We start from the raw sequence: 18,670 nt of genomic DNA on the forward strand, positions 1-18,670 counted from the left end.
CCTATGCAGAAATTGGTCCAGCTTGGGCGCCGGAAAGGTGGGTGATTGCACGCGAGAGCTCCGCGGCAATGCTGAGTGCCCGGGGAAGGGCGGTGTCGATCAATTCGCTCATCGTCATGCGTGTGGCGTCCGTGGTGAGGCTGACTCCAGCGAGCGGACTCGCGTTTTCGTCAAGGATCGGCACTGCGACCGTTCGCAGTCCGTAGGCATTTTCACCGTCGGACACCGCATAGCCCTGGGCTTTGACCTGGCGAAGCCGCTCGAGGAGTTCAGGCAGCTCAATCAGCGTCCGGTCTGAGAATTTGATTCGCGGCTGGCTCTCCAGGATCTCGACCTGCCGGTCCTCGGGCAGCCAAGCCAGGACCGCGTGGCTGAGGGCGGCGGCGTGGTTGCTTGCTTTCCGGCCCGGCCGCGCGTCCACCCGGTGACGCACTACCAAGGTGTCGTAGCGCTTCAGGTAGATGACGTCGTTTCCATCCAAGACGCCTAGCGACGCGGCATCAACGATGTCCGGAACGCAATCCTCCAGCAACGGTGCGCTGTTGTCCCAGAGCTCATGGGAGGCAAGCGCCGAGTAGCCCAGGTCCAGGCACTTCAGGGCCAATCGGAACCGTTTGCCGGGGACAGACCGCAGATAGCCCAGGGACATCAGCGTGTGCAGCAACCGGAACGCCGTACCCCTGTCCAGTCCGGCAGCAGCGGCCACTTCGCTGACGCTCATCACTGGGTTCTCCGGTCCGAAGGCCTGCAGAACCGCGAAGGACTTGCCGACCGAGTTAACGACGTTCTTTGGGTTGTCCGACGGGGCGGGCTCTTTCACCATGATTTCTTCCTTGGGTTTGGTGGGCGGTCAGGAATCGAAGAGACGCAGCGAAGCAAAACCGCCGTCGACTGTTAGAACAGTGCCCACCGTCGATACGGCGGCCGGGTCGGCCACATAGATGACGGCGCGGGCAACTTCCTCGGCAGAAACCATGAATCCGGTGGGCTGGCGATTGTTGTACACCTCCTGCTGGGCAGCGGGGTCCGGCGCCTGCCGTATCAGTTCCGCGATGAGTGGCGTGTCCACCGTCCCGGGGCTCACGCAGTTCACACGGATGCCTTCGTGTAGGAAGTCGGCGGCCATCGCGCGGCTCATGGCCTCGATGGCACCTTTCGTGGCTGAGTAGAGGACCCGGCGCCGGAGCCCTGTCGTCGCGGTGCACGATGAAACGTTCGTGATGCTGGCACCCCGGCGCCGGCGCAGGTATGGCAGGGCTGCCCGCGTGGCCCGCACATAGCCCAGGACGTTCACATCGAAGACACTGTGCCAGTCCTCCAGGGGCCCGTCTTCGACCGTCGCAGGGTAGCTGACACCGGCGTTGTTGATCAGGATGTTGATGTGCCCATGCTTTTGGCCGATGCTGTCGAAGGCGGCGCGTACCTGGTCATCGCTGCCCATGTCAGTCTGGTACAGGTCAGCGCCGGCAGGACTTCCGGCGGTGTTCTTGTCCAGGATGGATACTTTGGCGCCGGCGGCGAGCAGGGCGCTGGCTACTGCCTTGCCGATGCCTGCCGCGCCGCCGGTAACTACTGCGATGGCGCCGTTGAGGTTGCCGTTCACGAAAGGATGCTCCGGGTTTCAGTCGATGGGGGTCATGGTTTTGATCGGGCGCAACGCGTAGGCACACCCTGCCGAGATAACAGCGATGATGATCATGTAAGCCATGACGGCATTGCTCGTACCGTACTGGGCCAGCAGTGTTGCCGCGATCAGGGGCGAGAGTCCGCCGCCGAGGATTGGTCCGAGCTGTTGGACGAGTGACAGGCCGCTGTAGCGGACGCGTGCCGGGAACAGTTCGGAGAAGAACGCACCCTGCGCGCCGTAGACGGAGCCGTGTCCCACGGCTAGGCCCAGCGCGATGGCGGCGTAGATCAGGACGTGGTTCCCGCTGCTGAGCATGGCAAAGAATGGGAGCGCCAGCACAGCCTGGAAGAGCAAGCCACCGATGTAAACCTTGCGCCGTCCGATCCTGTCGGAAAGGGCGCCGAACAGGGGCAGGGTGATGCATTCGAGAACCGCACCAATCAATACGCCGTTAAGGATCTCCTGCTGGGGCAGCTTCAGGGTGCTTACACAGAATGTGATGGCGAAGACAGCGTAGATGTTGAACAGACCGCTTTCGGCCACCTTGGAGCCAATGCCGAGGAGGATGCTTCGCCAGTGGTCACGAAGTGCCTCGATTACCGGGAGCTTGGCCGTGTCGCCAGCTTCCTTGACGGCGGCGAACGCCGGAGACTCCGTAATCCGGTAGCGGATGAAGAAGCCGATCGCGACGAGGATGATGCTGGCGATGAACGGGATGCGCCATCCCCAAGCCAAGAAGTCTGCTTTGGGCAGGGCGGAGAGGGCACCCAGGAAGATGACCGGCAGCACCAGGCCGGCGGGGACGCCGATGTGCACGAGCGAACTGTAGAAACCGCGCTTGTTGGCCGGGGCGTGTTCGATGGTCATGGTCATGCCGCCGCCGTACTCGCCGCCGATGCCGATGCCTTGGACGAGCCGGAGGATAACGAGCGCGATGGGGGCCAGGATGCCAATCGTGTCATAGGACGGCACGAGGCCGATGATGAAAGTGCCCGCGCCCATGATGATCATGGTGAGCAGCAGGATCTTCTTGCGGCCAATCCGGTCGCCGTAGTGACCAAAGATAATGCCGCCGATGGGTCGGGCGCAGTAGCCGACGAAGAACGTCACGAATGCCAGCAGGGTACCGACAAGGGCGTTCCCCGAGGGGAAGAACACGACGTTGAACACCAGCGAGGACGCGACTGCGTACAGACTGAAGTCGTAGTACTCAATCGCGTTGCCGATGGCGCTGGCGAATGCCACGCGGCGCATCTGGGTCCGGCTCTCAAGGGTGCCGGCTTCGGTAAGGGCCAAGCTGTCCAGCTCGGCGGTAGAGGTTGGCTTCTTTGCCATAGGAGTCTCCAGCGATAACGGGAAATTGATGTCGTATGAGGAATGATTCATCTCACCGTTCGGAGTCCGATCGAAAGTTCGGATGTTCCTCAGTGTAGGTGCGGCCTGTGGCCTCGTCAACCGAGTCCCCATCCGCTGGCCGATGCCGCACTGTCACGAGAAAGAACCTCAGCCGCACCACCAGCCAGCGACATTCCAAAGGAGAAAACATGATCCGAGCCATTGTTGCTAGCCGACCCGGCGGGGCCGGATGTGCCGGAGCCGGCGGAGTGGTTCAGCTGGTCATCCAGCTATTGAAATCCCGGTCAGCGCGCGTCATCGCGACTGTGTCATCCGAGGAGAAGCGCTACGTGCCTACAAAACCGGGGCTGACGGGGCCCTCCCCGGCGAGAGGTTTATGCAGCGCGTAAGGAGTTGACCAACGGGAGGCGTGGACGCCGTCCTAGACGGCGCAAGTGTGGAGAGCCGACAGGGCGGGACCACCGTGCGGCGCGGCCGCGTCGAGGATACGACGGCGGACGGTGCCATCCTGTGGCTAGGCAGCGGCGAGGGGGAACCAAATGTGCCCGCTCGTCCGCCGTCGACGTCGCAGCAGGCGACCAGCTCAACCTCGGGGGATGCTCTGGAGTGCCCCCGTGTGGTTGATCGCGATCTTTCCGCATCCGATGATGCCCACACGGAGATTTCCGTGCGGCATGTCAGTTCTCCTGTGCAGCCCTGGTTACTGCCTTGGAGCGCTGGGCGTGCCGGTCAGCGATGATGTCTATGCCAAAGGCGTAACCACTCACCCCCGCGCCGGCGATGACAGCGGCGGCCACGGGCGAGACGAAGGAGTGATGGCGGAAGCTTTCGCGGGTGTGGGGGTTGCTGATGTGGACTTCGACGACGTCCAACTCCGAAGCCTTAATGGCGTCGTGCAATGCGACGGAGGTATGGGTCAGGCCGGCCGGGTTGATAACACAGCCAACATTCTCGGTGCGGCCACGGTGCAGCGCGTCGATGAGGTCACCCTCGTGGTTGCTTTGCAGGAAGTCCACTTCCAGCCCGTGGGTGGCGGCACGGTCGCGGACCATGCGTTCCACGTCGGCGATCGAGTCACTACCGTATATTTCCGGTTCGCGGGTGCCGAGCATGTTCAGGTTGGGTCCGTTAAGGACCAGGACACGATTGGTCATGGGGCTGCTTTCTTGCTCGAGGTCTAAAAGGGTTTGGTGTTTCATGAAGGTTCCAGGGCGTGTGCGACGAGCGTGCGGGCGGCGGAGATGCTGCTGCGGGCCGCGGCGGTGGAATCGAGCGCACGGAATTCCGGATAGTTGACTTCTACGCACCACGGCCCGGTGAAGCCTGCGGTGCGGACGGCACGGACGAAGCCTGCGCCGTCGAGGTCACCGTCGCCGGGCAACCGGCGGGTTGAGCGTGCATTGGCCAGGAAATCTTCGTGGACGCGGTATCCGCCGTTGAGCTGGACAGCCGTGATCGGCCCCATCTCCCCCTTGGCGATCCCGTCAGTGGTGCAGTCTGTGTTGAGGCGTGCCACGTGTCAGCCAGCGCTCCCCCGGTGCCCGCAATAGCCTGGATTTCGCGGACCAGGCCGTAGTCCCGGATCTTTGACCACGCGAAGGCCTCGACGGCGGGGGCGTAGCCGGTACCGGCCACTAACGCGGCTAGTTCGGCGAGTCCGCGGCCGGCAAGCTGCGGATCCGCAGCCGGTCCGGCGCCGAACTCCCCGACACTCACGTGATGTCCGCCGACAGAGTTGGTGGCCAGATGCCCTTCCACTTCACCGACAAGTTCGGCGGCTTTGGCGACGGCGGGGTTGCCGGGTCCGTCGCACCAACCCCCCATGAACTCGATTTCGACGACGTCCAGCCCGGTTCCGCGCAGAACTCCGGACATGTGGGCCAGCACCTCCGAGGGGTCGTCCGTGCCGAGCTCATTCCAGTCCGGGTCGGTGAGTTCGTTCAGGTGCAGGCCGATGCCGGCGTAGCCGGTATCGGCTGCTGCCTGAACCCGGTCGGTGAACGTATGCCGGGGCGGTTGCCCGAAGCCGCTGCCGGACAGGGTGAAGAAGCTCGCTACGAAGCAGTCGGCGTGGGGTACCTTCTGGCGCGTTGTCACTGCTCAGCCGACCTGCGCGGCCGTGGGCAAGTAGGGCGGAGTGGCGTATTCCTTGAAGCTGGGCGGGGTGGCCAGACCCCAGGCTGTGCTGCGCCCGCCGGTTTCGGTGTCCCAGGTGACCGGTTCCCAGTCCGGGGAGTAGATGTGGATGCCTCCGGAAAACACCTCGATCCGGTTGCCGCCGGGTTCGATGACGTAGAGGAAGAACCCCTGGGTGCGGGAGTGCTTGGCGGGGCCGAAATCGATCGGCACCCCGTTCTCCATGAAGATGTCGGCTGCCTTGAGCACGTCTTCGCGGCTTTCGACGGCGTAGGCCAGGTGGTGCAGCCGGCCTGACGTGGGGTAAGGCTCCCGGGTCAGGGCAAGGTCGTGTGCCTTGGTCATGACCGAGAGCCAGGCCCCGACTTCCTGCTCTGTACCGGCCGGGACCAGACGCTCCCGTAATTTGAAGCCGAGGGCTTCCTGCGCGAAGGCGCTGGCCTGGCCGACGTCCGGCACCAGCAGGTTGATGTGGTCCAGGTGGGCAGCTCCCACGCCGCGGGGATCGTATTTTTGGGGTTGGTTGGGCAAGTAAGGCTTCTGTCCCGCAGGGGCGAGGAACTTTTCCGTTTCGAAGTAGATCTCCTGAAGGTGCCCGCCGGGGCCGCGGTACTGGTAGGCGGCACCGTGCCCGACGTCCCCGTCAATCCACTGGCCCTGGATGCCCTTGACCTCCAGGGCGGCGACCCTGCGGCGCAGCGCCTGAGGGCTGGTGCAGCGCCACGCCACGTGTCCGGGCCCGGGCTGCGCCGCGGCGGTCACCTTCAGCGACGTGAGCACATCGTCGTTCCACGCCCGCAGGTAGACGGAGTCAGCCGTCTCCTCCACGGTGTAGAGCCCGTAGACCCTGGTGAAGAAATCCGCCGTGGCTTGGAGGTCCGGGCTGAGGATTTCCACGTGCCCCAGTTGGGCGACGTCGTAGACCGGTTCTTTGTATGTGTCCTCTCCGGGGTCAGTGAGCCGTTCGGCGTGGTGCGAGATGTCAACCATGGTGCTCCTTTGCACGCGGCCGGCCCGGCGGGGCCGCCCGGTATTCCTGTGGATGGGTCAGCTGCAGGTGTCAGCGTGGCGCGGCAGTTGCGCCCAGACCGGCCTCGTTTTTCTGCTCAAGCTCCGCGATTCCGTCCAGGATCGCCGGGGCATGGTTGGCCACGGACAGCCCGCCAAAAAGGTAGGCGAGATCGATGGTGGCCTGCAGTTCGTCCCAGCTGGCGCCGGCCCGACGGGCGGCCAGGCCATGGAGCTTGGCCGCGTCGCGCAGGTTGACGGCCAGGACCGCGAAGAGGATCAGCTGGACTGTTTTTTGGTCGAGCTTGTCCGTGTAGCAGATCAGGTTCCGGACCCGCTCCTCGGCGAGCAGCAGCTCGGGGTTGGTGTCCCGGAGCCGGTCGAAACGGGCCTGGATGCGCGGGGGCACGAAGCCCATCAGTTCGCGGTAGGTGTCCAGGAATTCATCGATCTGCCAGTTCTGGGCTTCGGTAGCGGTCATGGCCGTCTCCCTCTTTTCCGTCGTGTGTGTCTGGGTCGTGCCGTGGCGCGGGTTCAGGCGCCGGTGACCGTCAGTGTTCCCAGGTTGGTGAACTCTGCGGTGACCTGTTCACCCGGGCGGACAAAGACGGCGTCGGTCAGTCCTCCGGTTAGCACGATGGCTCCGGCTTCGATGCTTTCTCCGCGTTCCGCGAGGGCGTTGGCCGCCAGGGCCAGGGCTTCGCCGGGGTGCCCTTGGACGGCGGCCCCGGTGGCGGTGGCCACCACCGTGCCGTTGACGGACAGGACCACGGCTTCGAGGGCGAGGTCAAGGCCGGAGGGCTGGGTGCCGTCTGCTCCGATGAAGAGCCGTGAGGATGAGGCGTTGTCCGCCACCACGTCCGGGAGCGTGAATTTGAAGTCGGTGTAGCGGCTGTCGATGACCTCAAAGCCGGCGTGGACGCTTTGGACGGCGGCCATGGCAGTTGCGGCCGTCACCCCGGGTCCGGCGAGGCGTTCCTTCATCACGAAAACGATTTCCGGTTCGATCTTTGGGTGGATCAGTTCGTCCATCGGGATGGGAACGCCGGCTTGCAGGACCATCTTGTCGGTGATCACGGCGGTGAGGGGCGAATCGATGCCCATCTGCTGTTGCTTCGCCCTGGCTGTCAGGCCGAGCTTGACGCCGATGACGCGCTCTCCTCCCGCTACCTTGAGGTCGATCAGCTTACGCTGGACGCGGTACGCGGCGTCGAGATCAAGCTCAGGGTATTCGTCGGTGATCTTTCCGCCGTCGGTCCGGTCCAGTTCGCGCTTGTACAGCACGTCCGCGACGCGCTCTTCGGTCCAGGCGCTGCCCTGGGCGGACGGTGAGGTGGGTTCGTTGCTCATGCGGGGACTCTTTCGTTGTGTTCGGCTGCCTGGCGCTGCAGACCCGCCAGTTCGATGGCGACGTCGATGATCATGTCCTCCTGCCCGCCGACGTAGCCGGCTTCGCCGACTCGGCGGAGGATCTGGTAGGCCGGAACGCCATAACGGTCTGCTGCCCGTTCCGCGTGCAGCAGGAAGGAGTTGTACACACCGTAGCGCCCCTGGACGATCGAGGAGCGGTCCATCACCGGCATGCGTGTCACGATCGGGGCCAAGACTTCTTCGGCGGCGGCGAGGGCCGCTTCGACATCAACGCCGGTGGCGATGCCCATGGCGTCCAGGACGGTGACCAGAACTTCGGTTGGGGTGTTGCCGGCACCGGCACCGAGCGCACGGAGCGTTCCGTCGATGCTGCGCGCCCCGGCACGGTAGGCTTCCACCGAGTTCGCTACACCCATGGACAGGTTCTGGTGTCCGTGGAAGCCCACCATGGCGTCGTCGCCCAGTTCCTGGACCAGCGCATCGACCCTGTTCCGGACGCCGTGGGGAAGCAGTGCCCCCGCGGAGTCCACAACATACACACACTGGCAGCCGGCGTCGGCCATGATCCGGGCCTGCTTGGCCAGCTGGGCGGGCTCCGTGCGGTGGGACAGCATGAGGAACCCGGCTGTTTCCATGCCCAGGTCCCGGGCAGCCCGGAAATGCTGGACGCTGACGTCGGCCTCCGTCGAGTGGGTGGCGACACGTGCCATGCCTGCCCCGGCGGCGCGGGCTTCATGGAGATCGTTTACGGTACCGAGTCCGGGAAGCAGCAGGACGGCGATTTTGGCGTTGGTGACGGCTTCGGCAGCTGCGGCGACCAGGTCGATGTCCCGGACAGCGGAGAAGCCGTAATTGAAGGAGGACCCGGCGAGCCCGTCACCGTGGGTGACTTCGATGATGGGTACGCCGGCCTTGTCCAGTGCCTTTGAGATGTCGGTGACCTGTTGGACGGTGAAGTTGTGGCTGACGGCGTGGCTGCCGTCGCGCAGGGTGGTGTCGATGATGCGCACGGGCGGGTTCGCGGCGGTGTTGGCCACGCCGGCTGGTTCAGTGGAGGTCACTTGGTTGTCACCTGTTCTTTTTCGTTCGTGGCGGCCCAGGCAAGGGCCAACTGTTCGCCCGCGCGGGCGGCGGCGGCGGTCATGATGTCGAGGTTGCCTGCCCATGGCGGGAGATAGTCGCCGTTGCCGGTGACTTCGAGGAAGACGGCAACCCGTCCGTTGCCGTCCCAGTCCGGGCGCGGGTCATCGAACTGGGGCTCGGATTTGAGCTGGTAGCCGGGGACGTACTGCTGGACTTCGGCGACCATCCGGTGGATGGATTCGGTGATGGCTTCGCGGTCCGCGTCAGGTCCGATGGCGGCAAAGACGGTGTCACGCATAACCATCGGCGGCTCCACGGGGTTCAGGATGATGATGGCCTTGCCCCTTGTGGCGCCGCCCACCGATTGGAGGGCGTGTGAAGTGGTTTCGGTGAATTCGTCGATGTTCGCCCGGGTTCCGGGTCCGGCGGAGCGGGAGGAGATGGAGGCGACGATTTCGGCGTATGGCACCGGGGTGACCCTGGAGACGGCAGCAACGATCGGAATGGTGGCCTGGCCGCCGCAGGTGATCATGTTGATGTTCGACGTGGTACCGCCGCCAGCATCCAGGTGCTCATCGAGGTTTACTGCCGGGCATACGAAGGGGCCAACGGCGGCGGGCGTGAGGTCGACGGCGGCTATGCCGGCTTCGCGGTACCGCGGGGCGTTCGCTTCGTGGGCCTTGGCGCTGGTCGCTTCGAAGACGACGTCGGGCAGGATGTCCTGGTCAAGGAGCCAGTCGACTCCCCCGGCGCTGGCTTCGACGCCGAGCTCGCGTGCCCTGCGCAGCCCGTCCGACGCGGGATCGACGCCGATCATGTAGCGGACGTCGAGGGTGCCGCTGCGCTGGAGCTTGATGAGCAAGTCGGTGCCGATGTTTCCCGGGCCGACGATGGCCGCGATGGGACGTGGACGGTGGTCCATGAGGTTACTCCTGTGGCTTGTTGGAGGTATCAGTTGGCGAAGTTCGCAGTGACGGTGCCCAGACCGCCGGCGAAAGTGGCCGAGATCGTGTCTCCGGGCGCCGCCGCGACGGCGCCTGTCATGGAGCCGGGAAGAACAACGGAGCCAGCCTCGAGGGTAACGCCCAGAGGGCCCAGGGTGTTTGCGAGCCAGGCGAGTGCGTTCAGCGGTGAGCCGAGCACCGCACCGCCGGCGCCGGTGGCAACGAGCTCACCATTCCGGAACAGGTTCACCCCCGTGGTCCGCAGGTCCATGTCTGCAGGTTTCACGGGCCGTGAACCGAGGACGACCCCGCCGGATGAAGCGTTGTCGGCGATGGTGTCCGCGAGCTTGATCTTCCAGTCCGTGATTCTGGAATCGATGATTTCCAGTGCCCCCACGACGTAGTCGATCGCGCTGAGTGCTTCGGTGGCGGTGACGCCCGGGCCGGTCAGGGACTTTCCGAGGACGAACGCGAACTCTGGTTCGACCTTGGGGTTGATGAAACGGCCTGCCCGGATGGGATCCGTGTCCGCGAAGAACATGTCGTCCATCAGGTGCCCGAAATCGGGCTGGTCCACGCCAAGCTGCACCTGCATGGCCCGGGAGGTGAGGCCGACTTTATGGCCCTTGACGGTACGGCCTTCGACCTTCCAGGCCTGAACCTGTGCCAACTGGATACCGTAGGCACCTTCAACCCCCAGGTCGGGAGCGGTGTCGGTGAGGGGGGCAACGGTCTGACGGGTGCGGTAGGCCTCAAGGAGTGCCTGTGCGGCGTCGTTGTCGCGGGTGCTGGTGGTCATGCCTTCTCCGTCAGTCGTGGTGCTGCGGCCTGGTCGGCCGGTGAATGGAACGAACACTTGGAATACTGCCGGTTGCTGCCCCATACTCCAACCATGTGTCCCACTGAACGAAACGTCCCCGAGTCCATGATCGGAAGAGTCTCGCTGGTCCTGGGTGCCTTCGGCCCCGACGACGAAGACCTGGGAATCTCCGAGATCGCCCGCCGGACGGGCCTGGCGAAAGCGACGGTTTCGCGGATCGCACGGGAGCTTATCGAGTATGAGTTTCTTGAGCGTCGCGGCACGTCGGTCCGGCTGGGGCTGCGGATCTTCGAACTCGGATCTGTCACCCGCAGGCCAAAGGACCTCCGCCGTTTGGCCCTGGCGACGATGGCTGACCTGCGTCAGGCGACCGGCCATACCGTGCACCTGGCTGTCCGCGAAGGCCGGGAGGTGGTCTACATCGAGATCCTCAGGGGCCGCGATGGCGTCCAGCTGCCGTCGCGGGTCGGCGGGCGTATGCCCGCGCACGCCACCGGAGTCGGCAAAGCCCTTTTGGCCCATGCGGATTCCGCGGCCGTGGAGGAGATCCTTGGTGGTCAGCTGGAGCAGATGGGCCCGCGCACGTTCACCTCCCCCAAGGACCTGCGGGTGGAATTGGAATCGGTGCGCACACATGGCGTCGCCTACGAACAGGAGGAGTCAGCTGCGGGCGTCTGCTGCGCGGCCAGCGCCATACTGCGCGAAAACGGTGAACCACTGGCGGCCATCAGCGTCTCCGGGCCGCTCGGCGTCGTTCAGCTGGAAAGGGTGGGGCCCGCCGTCCAGGCGGCCACGATGGGCTTGAACCGCCTAATCCGGAACAACTCGCTCCTGAACAGAATCTGAAGGCACGGACCCCTCGTAGCCGACGACGCAGCGCAGCCCGGCCCCGAAACCGGAGCTTCGGGGTCGGGCCGCAGCAGTTCAATGTCTGTCAGACCGAGGCCTTGATCCGGTCTGCCCGGGTGGCCTTCAGGTCCACCCGGCGGGGGTTCTTCTTACCCAGCTCCTCCAGCGGGATGTTGTAGGTTTCCCGGCTGAACAGGACGGCTACAGCGCTGATTGAACATGCGACGGCGACGAAGATCGCGATCGGCAGCCACCCCATCTCGCCCTTGAGCACGATAGCGGCAGCGATGGAAGGTGCGAAGCCGGTGAGGACCACGCCCAGCTGGGTAGAGACCGCCACGCCCGAGTAGCGCACCCTGGCCGCGAACTGTTCCGGGTAGAAGGACGGCCAGATGGCGTTGTAGCAGCTGTAGAAGAGGGACGTGATGGTGAACTGGCCCAGGAAGATCAGCCAGCCGTTGCCGGATGTCAGTGTGGTCAGCCAGAAAAAGGAACTGAGCGTGCAGCCGACCGCGGCCGTGATCAGAACCGGCTTGCGGCCGATCCGGTCTGACAGCATCGCCGCGAGAGGCTGGACGATCAAGGCGCCGAGGTTTGCCCCGATGACTACCCACAGCATGGTGCTCGAGGAGACCACGTTGGCGTGCCCGTATTCGGGTTTGGAGGCGTAGGCCACACCGAAGGTTGCGGTAACAGAGCTGACCACGCCAAGGCTGGTGCAGCCAATCACGCGAATGATATCTCGCCACTGATCACGGAACAGTGCCTTGATAGGCATCTTCTCGACCTTGTGGTCTTCTTCGAGATCGGTGAAGATCGGCGCGTCATCCAGCGTGCGGCGGACGATGAAAGCAATGACCACCAGAACGGCGCTGAGCAGGAACGGTACCCGCCAGCCCCATGTGTACAGTTGCTCCGGCGGGAGCGCGGCAAAGGGCAGGAACACGAGGTTGGCCAGGATCAGGCCGGCCTGCGTGCCGTTGAGGGTCCAGCTGGCGAAGAACGCGCGCCGGCCCATCGGTGCATGCTCGATCGTCAGCGAGCTGGCACCGCTTTGCTCGCCCGCCGCGGACAGGCCCTGGCACAGACGCAGGAAAACCAGCAGCGCTGGAGCCCAAAGGCCGATGGAGTTGTAATCAGGCAGGACCCCGATCAGGAACGTGGAGATGCCCATCAGCAGCAGGCAGAACACCATGACCTTCTGACGGCCCAGTTTGTCCCCGTAGTGGCCGAGGAAGAACGCGCCGACAGGACGGGCCACGTACGCGACGCCGAACGTTGCCAGCGCGAGCAATGTACCGGTGGCCGGATCGGCGTCTGTGAAAAAGACCTTGTTCAGTACCAGCGTCGCCATAACGCCGTAGATGAAGAAGTCGTAGTACTCCACCATAGAGCCCAGGAAGGAAGCGAGGGCGGCCTTGACAGGGGTAGGGGCGTGGCCGGGCAAGGGTGTCGGGCCTTTTACCGAGATGGACATTTTGGAGCTCATTTCTCGTGTTCGGAACTGCGTTGTTCAGCGTCAATAAGGGAAAGGAAAATGCGGCGCATGCGCTGCGGGTCCGGCTCGAGGCCGGTGAAAAGCCTGAATGCTTCGGCGCCCTGGTGGACACACATACGCCCGCCGTCCAACGTCCTGCATCCGATGGAGTCCGCTCGTCGCAGCAGTTCGGTGCGCAGCGGCCGGTATACGACATCGCTCACCCACTGGCCGCTGTTGAGCAGGCCAACATCAAAGGAGGTTCCGGGGTGGGCGGCCATGCCTATGGGCGTGGCATTGACGACGCCGTCAGCAGAACGGATGGCTTGCCGCAGCTGGCCACCGTCCGCCACGCGGACCACGTCCCGGTCCGCAGTTGCGTTAAGCGTGACCGCCAGGAGGTGGGCCCGCTCCGGGAACAGATCACTGATTGTCAGGCGCTCCACACCGGAGCGGACAAGCGCCAGGGCCACGGCCGCACCGGCGCCGCCGACGCCGACCTGCACCACATGCTCGCGCGGAGCGTCCCCCAAGCCTTCTGCCAGGCCCCTCTGGAATCCCAGATGATCCGTATTGTGGCCGGTCATCCGGCCGTCGCCGTCCAAAACCACGGTGTTAACCGAGCGCAGGATCCGGGCATCATCGGAAACCTCATCCAGTAACCCGAGGACGGTCTGCTTGTACGGATGCGTGATGTTCAGCCCGTTGTAGCCCAAGAGCTGGGCGTAGTGGAGCAAGCTCTTCAAATCCGCGGCTCCCAGTCCCAGGCTGGGAAGGTCGATCGGGCGGTAGACCAGGCGTATCCCATGAAACTCAGCCTCCCGCTCATGCATCGGCGGGCTCAGCGAAGGCAGGACTCCGTCACCGATGAGCCCAACCAGATAGGCCGGCCGGCACAGGTCCGCTACCGACTGGCCTTCCCAGGCGGCTGGCTCCTCCGCCAGATTTTCGCGGATCAGCCCCTCAGACCGCAATGTCAACCCAGATTTCGCGGGGTCCGGTTTTGATCAGCGTCCGCTGCGGGTTCCTTATTCGCATCGTTGCGACTCCTTCCATATGCCGTTGCGCGCATGCTCGGCAACGGCCTAGGAGATAGTGGCAGGGTTCACACTCTAGAAGGAACGCACTGTTCCAATGAGCGGTACGCAATTGCGAGACTTGTAGCCGACAGGCACCTAGATCCGTCAAGGTCGGAGCATGACTCATGCAGCGGGAGCCGGTTCACTTTGTCAAGCACAGGGGCGGCACATGACAGGTGCCGCCGCGGCAAATCCGCCGGGGCACCCGAAAGGCAAGGCACCTCACGGAGTCAGCGTTGGACTGCACGGTATTCGGAGGAGGGCCGAGCGCGTTGATTACAAGGGCAGACGGACTCCCGATCTGGTTAAGCCTTTCCAGTCCTTCTGTGCTGCTCGACGAGGTCAGCTGCCCACGGCCGGGTGCCTTGATGGAATATCATCCCTTCGGGCAACCCCTGGATGGTCGCGTTGGATCCGGAGATGTCGATGGTGATCCGGCCGTTGGCCATGGGCGCATTGCTGATGTGCAGATCGCCGTAGGATTCCGGAAGCACGGGATCCATCCACAGGCCGCCGCGACCAACGTCCGCGTAGTAGCCCATCAGGCCCTTGATCAGCTGGATTGGGGTGGTGGCAGCCCAGGCCTGCGGCGAGCATGCCGTGGGATAGGGCACGGGTTCATCGTAGTGCTCCCGGCTGAAGCCGCAGAACAACTCGGGCAGCCGGCCGTCTGAGTACTCGGCCGCTTCCAGCAGGGCGGTGGAGATCCGCTGCGCCTGCTCCACGAAGCCATAGCGCAGGAGTCCGGCAACGATGAGCGCGTTGTCGTGGGGCCAGACCGAACCATTGTGGTAGCTCGCCGGGTTATAAGCGCCCATATCGCTGGCCAGGGTCCTTACCCCCCAGCCACTGAACATTTCCGGAGACATCAGCCGCTCCGCCACCAGCGGCGCCTTGTCCTCGTCGACGATGCCCAACAGCAGGCACTGCCCCATGTTGGAAGCGCAGGCATCGACTGGTCGCTTCTTGCCATCCAAAGCGATGGCGTAGTAGCCGCGCTCGGGCAGCCAGAACCGCTCGTTGAACTGCTCCCTAAGCCGCGCAGCGCGGTCCCGGCACGCGACGGCCAAGTCCACGTCACCGGCGTCGTAGGCCATCCAGGAGCGGGCTAGATACGCGCTGTAAGTGTAGGCCTGCACCTCACACAGCGCGATCGGACCCTCTGCCAGATGACCGTCGGCGAAGTTGATCCCGTCCCAAGAGTCCTTCCAGCCCTGATTGATCAGGCCCCGAGGATTGAGCCGGGCGTACTCGACGAAACCGTCGCCGTCCTTGTCCCCGTAGTCACGGATCCAATCCAGTGCCCGGTCGGCATGGGGCAGCAAAGCGCCGACGATGTCCTTAGCGAAACCCCAGCGGCTGACTTCTCCGAGGACGGCCACGAACAGTGGGGTGGCGTCAACGCTGCCGTAGTAGGCGGACTTGCCGCCCAGCGCCAGCCCGCTGGAGACACCGAGCCTGACCTCGTGCAGGATCTTGCCCGGCTCCTCCTCGCTCATCGGATCCACCACAGTGCCCTGCCGGTCCGCCAACGTCTGGATGGTACCGAGGGCCAGGGACGGGTCCACCGGCAGCGCCATGAGAGATGCCAACAGCGAGTCGCGTCCAAACAGCGTCATGAACCATGGCGCGCCGGCAGCCACCACGATCCGCTCCGGGTGGTCGGGATCCTCAATGCGGAGCGCGCCCAGGTCGTCATAGCTGCGCCGAAGGGTACGCTCGATTGCGCGGTTGCCCATGTGCAGCACCGGAATCCTAGATACCCACTGCTGCCGGCGTAGATCGCGCGGAGACACTTCGCCCTCGATCGGACGAATGAATGGCGCCACCGGACCGGATCCGTCGGCGGTCGGCAACACGCTTACGGTGGCGCTCCATTGTCCGCGCGGCGGGACAACGGTGTGGTACGTCAGGCCCTCCGGTCCGACGTCGGCCCCGCGGGCTGACACGACGACGCCCTTCCGGACGTCCTGCCACGCAGCCCGGATGGTCAACGATTCACCGTCCGCTTTGCGGGACTCTTCCCACCGCCGCTGGACCCGCGCATCCTTCACCTCGAAAACATCCGCGAAGTCCGCCGCGACCCTAAGGAAAACCACACACTCGGTTGGCGCGGTCGAGTAGTTGCGGACCGTGATCTGCTCCACGATTCCGGCGCCTACTTCACGGACGCGTTCCACAATGAGCGGGCTGTCCGCATACCCGTCCGAGCGAGGAACCCGGCCGACAAACAAGGCCCGGTACGGCTCCTTCGACTTCGCCGCCAACGCCTCCAATGCCTCATCATTGACGGTCAGATTCCAGCGGGACAAGATGCGGGTGTCCTCGAAGAAAACCCCATGCGGCAATTCAGGATGGATATCCCCGTTCTGCGAGGAGATGCAAAAGGATGAGCCCTCCACCAGCGTGACCGTCCCGGACCCCAATGGCCCGGCAGCAGTGTCAGCATTCCATCCAGCCATCCCGACTCCTTCAAAGGATTGACTTCAACGGCTCAACACTCCGGCGGCACCACGCGGATCCGGGTCGACCGTTCGATCGCCGCCTTGTCAATCGACGCTACGCCGTTGTGCCCATCGGTGCCAGCCCAAGGGCGCCCTAGGCGGAGGTGGGAAGCCACACGAGAATGCTTGCGACGAGCTTTTCCATCGACCACGTAACCACGTCGAAGACGCAGGCCGTCTGAAACGTCCTGGCCCAATTCGGATTGCCTGTGGGACAGGCAGGTAGACTAGCCCCGATGTGCGAAACGTTCGCGTAAACGATTCGATAGGGTTCCGTAATGGCGACAATGGTAGATGTGGCGAAGCTGGCCGGTGTTTCGACTTCCACTGTTTCGCACGTGGTCAACGGCACACGGCACGTTGAAGAGGAGACCCGGCAGCGGGTTCTGAAGGCCATCGAAGAAACGTCCTATCGCCAAGACGTCCTTGCCCGTGCAATGCGCCGGTCCAGGACAGACACCATTGGTCTGATTGTCTCCGACGCCGGAGAGCCGGCCTTTGCCGAAATGGTTCGCGGCGTGGAACAAACCGCTGCCCGCCACGGCGTAACCCTCCTCCTGGCTAATTCGGCTGAAGATCCCGAGCGGGAAGCAAGAGCTGTCCGGACCCTGCTGGAACGCCGCGTCGACGGTCTTATCCTGGCCCGGGCCGCCGGCTCGACTTCAGAGGCGCTGGCTGCCCTTGGCCAGCAAGATACGCCTGTGGTCCTGATGGACCGCATGTCGGATCTGCCCTTTGACCAGGCAGGCATCGAAAACGCCCAACCCACAAATGATCTCGTGCAGCACTTCGCGTCCCAAGGGCACCGACGGCTGCTGCTGGTCGCCGGAGACATTCGAGTCTCCACCTTGAGAGAACGACTGGAGTCTTTCGGAGAGGCCGCAACGGCCGCAGGTCTTTCATCACTCGAACAGCTCACCATCACCGCTGCCGACCCTAAGGTGATCGAGGCGGAAATAGAAGCCGCGTTGGACCGCAGGGAGCCGCCCACGGCAGTGATTGCCTGCGGTACCGTACTCGCCGCCATAGCGCTGCGTACGCTTCAGCGCAGGGGCCTGCGCATGCCTGACGACATAGCCTTCGCGACCTTCGACGGATTCGCATATTCAGATCTCTTTGAGCCACGCCTGACCACAGTCCGCCAGCCGGCCTTCGACGTCGGTGTAACCGCGGCCGAGCTTCTTGCCCGGAGATTGGCCGACAAGTCAGTGGAGCCCACCACCGTCCGACTTATGCCCACGATCGAATACCGCCGCTCCAGCGGAGAATCCCCCGAACCTAACGCCTGATGCGGTAAGTCGCCAAGCCATTATTTAGCTACTTCTGCAAAAACCTTCACGTGACCCATTGCACATCGAAACGTTTGCTTCTACCATCGAAACGTTGACGCAAACGTTTCGCTGGGAAGGTATCAGATGGCAACCATCGTCGAAGTCGCATCCTTGGCAGGCGTCTCGACGTCGACCGTGTCGCATGTCCTGAACGAAACACGACATGTGGAGCCCGAAACCCGTGCCAAGGTTGTGGCCGCGATGAAAAGCGTGGGCTACCGGCGTGACGCCCTGGCCAGATCGCTTCGCCGTTCCAGGACGGACTCCATCGGCTTGGTGATTTCCGACGCTGGGGAGCCGGCTTTCGCGGACATGGTCCATGGTGTGGAGGAAGCGGCGGCGCAACGTGGCATTTCCCTGCTGCTGGCGAACTCAGCGGAAGACCCCGCCAGAGAACGCGCTGCTATTGAGGCCCTGCTCGACAGGAGGGTCGATGGCCTCATCCTGGCCATGGCCGCCGGGTCGGGAGCAGGCCTGTTGGCGAGGATCCGCGAGGAAAAGAAGCCCCTCGTCCTGCTCGACCGGCTCGCCGACCTGGACGTCGACCAAGTGGGCGTGGACAACCAATCCGCCGTCACCGCCCTCGTGGAGCACCTGACGGACAAAGGCCACGAACGCATCATGCTTGTGGCCGGAGACCTTCGGGTTTCCTCCCTCAGGGAGCGCTACGACGGATTCCGGCTGGCCATGCGGGAACGCGGACTGGACACGCCCTCCGATTTGCTGTGCGAAGGCACGTCAACCGCAGCCGCAACATTCGAGCAGGTAGGAGAACTACTCCGGACATCGGCGCAACAGCCCACCGCCATCCTGGCCTGCAGCACCCTTCTGGGTGCCGGGGTGCTTAAGGCAGTACAGCAAGCGGGTTTGCTGATTCCAGACAGCATGGCCTTCGCCACATTCGACGGATTCGCCTATTCAGACCTTTTCGAACCCCAGATCACCACAGTGCGACAGCCCGCCTTCCAAATCGGAGAAGAGGCCGTCGGACTGCTGGTACGGCGTCTGGAGGACCCATCCGGCGCCACACAGATTCATCGGCTCAAATCCTCCATCGAGTTCCGCCAGTCAACCGAATAGTCAAG

The 18,670-nt window shown here is 64.1% G+C and carries 17 protein-coding genes; 3 read left to right on the forward strand and 14 right to left on the reverse strand.

Annotated elements, in window-relative coordinates; genetic code table 11:
- Nucleotide 1 precedes the first annotated feature (1 nt).
- From LD110_RS03045 to LD110_RS03095, 11 genes are all read right to left on the reverse strand, one after another.
- Nucleotides 2–823 (reverse strand): IclR family transcriptional regulator, encoded by an 822-nt coding sequence (locus tag LD110_RS03045; protein WP_225496250.1) that lies wholly within the window; start codon nt 821–823, stop codon nt 2–4.
- Nucleotides 824–850: 27 nt separating this feature from the next.
- Entirely contained in the window at nt 851–1,603 is a 753-nt protein-coding gene (locus tag LD110_RS03050; protein WP_225496252.1) for an SDR family NAD(P)-dependent oxidoreductase, read from the reverse strand.
- Between the two features lie 18 nt (nt 1,604–1,621).
- Nucleotides 1,622–2,962, reverse strand: a complete 1,341-nt coding sequence (locus tag LD110_RS03055) for an MFS transporter (protein ID WP_225496254.1) — start codon at nt 2,960–2,962, stop codon at nt 1,622–1,624.
- A gap of 698 nt (nt 2,963–3,660) precedes the next feature.
- Nucleotides 3,661–4,137: a type II 3-dehydroquinate dehydratase gene (gene aroQ, locus LD110_RS03060; RefSeq protein WP_225496256.1), complete on the reverse strand. Its 477-nt coding sequence runs from the start codon at nt 4,135–4,137 to the stop codon at nt 3,661–3,663.
- Nucleotides 4,138–4,282: 145 nt separating this feature from the next.
- The gene (locus LD110_RS03065) at nt 4,283–5,080 is read right to left on the reverse strand and encodes a hypothetical protein (protein ID WP_225496258.1); all 798 of its coding nucleotides are present in this window, start codon (nt 5,078–5,080) and stop codon (nt 4,283–4,285) included.
- A 3-nt stretch (nt 5,081–5,083) separates the two neighbouring features.
- Nucleotides 5,084–6,109: a VOC family protein gene (locus tag LD110_RS03070; protein ID WP_225496260.1), complete on the reverse strand. Its 1,026-nt coding sequence runs from the start codon at nt 6,107–6,109 to the stop codon at nt 5,084–5,086.
- A 70-nt stretch (nt 6,110–6,179) separates the two neighbouring features.
- Nucleotides 6,180–6,608 (reverse strand): carboxymuconolactone decarboxylase family protein, encoded by a 429-nt coding sequence (locus tag LD110_RS03075; protein WP_225496261.1) that lies wholly within the window; start codon nt 6,606–6,608, stop codon nt 6,180–6,182.
- Nucleotides 6,609–6,661: 53 nt separating this feature from the next.
- Nucleotides 6,662–7,477 (reverse strand): 2-keto-4-pentenoate hydratase, encoded by an 816-nt coding sequence (locus LD110_RS03080; RefSeq protein ID WP_225496262.1) that lies wholly within the window; start codon nt 7,475–7,477, stop codon nt 6,662–6,664.
- Nucleotides 7,474–8,559 carry a 4-hydroxy-2-oxovalerate aldolase gene (dmpG, locus tag LD110_RS03085; protein ID WP_225496263.1) on the reverse strand — a complete coding sequence of 362 codons (1,086 nt, stop codon included), beginning with the start codon at nt 8,557–8,559 and terminating at the stop codon, nt 7,474–7,476. The genes LD110_RS03080 and dmpG overlap by 4 nt, the downstream gene beginning before the upstream one ends.
- A complete protein-coding gene (locus tag LD110_RS03090) occupies nt 8,556–9,503 on the reverse strand; it encodes an acetaldehyde dehydrogenase (acetylating) (RefSeq protein WP_225496264.1) in 948 nt (315 codons plus the stop codon). The genes dmpG and LD110_RS03090 overlap by 4 nt, the downstream gene beginning before the upstream one ends.
- A 29-nt stretch (nt 9,504–9,532) precedes the next feature.
- The gene (locus tag LD110_RS03095) at nt 9,533–10,324 is read right to left on the reverse strand and encodes a 2-keto-4-pentenoate hydratase (RefSeq protein ID WP_225496265.1); all 792 of its coding nucleotides are present in this window, start codon (nt 10,322–10,324) and stop codon (nt 9,533–9,535) included.
- A 93-nt stretch (nt 10,325–10,417) separates the two neighbouring features.
- Between LD110_RS03095 and LD110_RS03100 the strand changes: the two genes are divergently transcribed.
- Nucleotides 10,418–11,191 (forward strand): IclR family transcriptional regulator, encoded by a 774-nt coding sequence (locus LD110_RS03100; protein WP_225496266.1) that lies wholly within the window; start codon nt 10,418–10,420, stop codon nt 11,189–11,191.
- 88 nt (nt 11,192–11,279) lie between these two features.
- Here the strand turns inward: LD110_RS03100 and LD110_RS03105 are convergent, their stop codons facing one another.
- The 3 genes from LD110_RS03105 to LD110_RS03115 form a co-directional block, all read right to left on the reverse strand.
- Nucleotides 11,280–12,671, reverse strand: a complete 1,392-nt coding sequence (locus LD110_RS03105; protein ID WP_225496267.1) for an MFS transporter — start codon at nt 12,669–12,671, stop codon at nt 11,280–11,282.
- A gap of 8 nt (nt 12,672–12,679) precedes the next feature.
- Nucleotides 12,680–13,570 (reverse strand): shikimate dehydrogenase, encoded by an 891-nt coding sequence (locus LD110_RS03110; protein WP_225496431.1) that lies wholly within the window; start codon nt 13,568–13,570, stop codon nt 12,680–12,682.
- A gap of 485 nt (nt 13,571–14,055) precedes the next feature.
- Nucleotides 14,056–16,212: a glycogen debranching N-terminal domain-containing protein gene (locus LD110_RS03115; RefSeq protein WP_225496268.1), complete on the reverse strand. Its 2,157-nt coding sequence runs from the start codon at nt 16,210–16,212 to the stop codon at nt 14,056–14,058.
- A 320-nt stretch (nt 16,213–16,532) separates the two neighbouring features.
- Here LD110_RS03115 and LD110_RS03120 point away from each other — a divergent pair, with 320 nt between their 5' ends.
- Nucleotides 16,533–17,543, forward strand: coding sequence for a LacI family DNA-binding transcriptional regulator (locus tag LD110_RS03120; protein ID WP_225496269.1), 1,011 nt, complete (start codon nt 16,533–16,535; stop codon nt 17,541–17,543).
- 126 nt (nt 17,544–17,669) lie between these two features.
- Nucleotides 17,670–18,665, forward strand: a complete 996-nt coding sequence (locus LD110_RS03125) for a LacI family DNA-binding transcriptional regulator (RefSeq protein ID WP_225496270.1) — start codon at nt 17,670–17,672, stop codon at nt 18,663–18,665.
- Nucleotides 18,666–18,670: the final 5 nt, after the last annotated feature.

Origin of the sequence: Arthrobacter sp. M4 (assembly GCF_020251205.1) — a bacterium.
Lineage (GTDB): Bacteria > Actinomycetota > Actinomycetes > Actinomycetales > Micrococcaceae > Arthrobacter.

What these genes read in the sequence shown, in the direction of transcription:
- LD110_RS03045 (WP_225496250.1), bottom strand. Translation starts at nt 823, where the DNA reads ATGGTGAAAGAGCCCGCCCCGTCGGACAACCCAAAGAACGTCGTTAAC.
- LD110_RS03055 (WP_225496254.1), bottom strand. Translation starts at nt 2,962, where the DNA reads ATGGCAAAGAAGCCAACCTCTACCGCCGAGCTGGACAGCTTGGCCCTT.
- aroQ (WP_225496256.1), bottom strand. Translation starts at nt 4,137, where the DNA reads ATGACCAATCGTGTCCTGGTCCTTAACGGACCCAACCTGAACATGCTC.
- LD110_RS03070 (WP_225496260.1), bottom strand. Translation starts at nt 6,109, where the DNA reads ATGGTTGACATCTCGCACCACGCCGAACGGCTCACTGACCCCGGAGAG.
- LD110_RS03075 (WP_225496261.1), bottom strand. Translation starts at nt 6,608, where the DNA reads ATGACCGCTACCGAAGCCCAGAACTGGCAGATCGATGAATTCCTGGAC.
- LD110_RS03080 (WP_225496262.1), bottom strand. Translation starts at nt 7,477, where the DNA reads ATGAGCAACGAACCCACCTCACCGTCCGCCCAGGGCAGCGCCTGGACC.
- LD110_RS03090 (WP_225496264.1), bottom strand. Translation starts at nt 9,503, where the DNA reads ATGGACCACCGTCCACGTCCCATCGCGGCCATCGTCGGCCCGGGAAAC.
- LD110_RS03095 (WP_225496265.1), bottom strand. Translation starts at nt 10,324, where the DNA reads ATGACCACCAGCACCCGCGACAACGACGCCGCACAGGCACTCCTTGAG.
- LD110_RS03100 (WP_225496266.1), top strand. Translation starts at nt 10,418, where the DNA reads ATGTGTCCCACTGAACGAAACGTCCCCGAGTCCATGATCGGAAGAGTC.
- LD110_RS03105 (WP_225496267.1), bottom strand. Translation starts at nt 12,671, where the DNA reads ATGTCCATCTCGGTAAAAGGCCCGACACCCTTGCCCGGCCACGCCCCT.
- LD110_RS03115 (WP_225496268.1), bottom strand. Translation starts at nt 16,212, where the DNA reads ATGGCTGGATGGAATGCTGACACTGCTGCCGGGCCATTGGGGTCCGGG.
- LD110_RS03120 (WP_225496269.1), top strand. Translation starts at nt 16,533, where the DNA reads ATGGCGACAATGGTAGATGTGGCGAAGCTGGCCGGTGTTTCGACTTCC.
- LD110_RS03125 (WP_225496270.1), top strand. Translation starts at nt 17,670, where the DNA reads ATGGCAACCATCGTCGAAGTCGCATCCTTGGCAGGCGTCTCGACGTCG.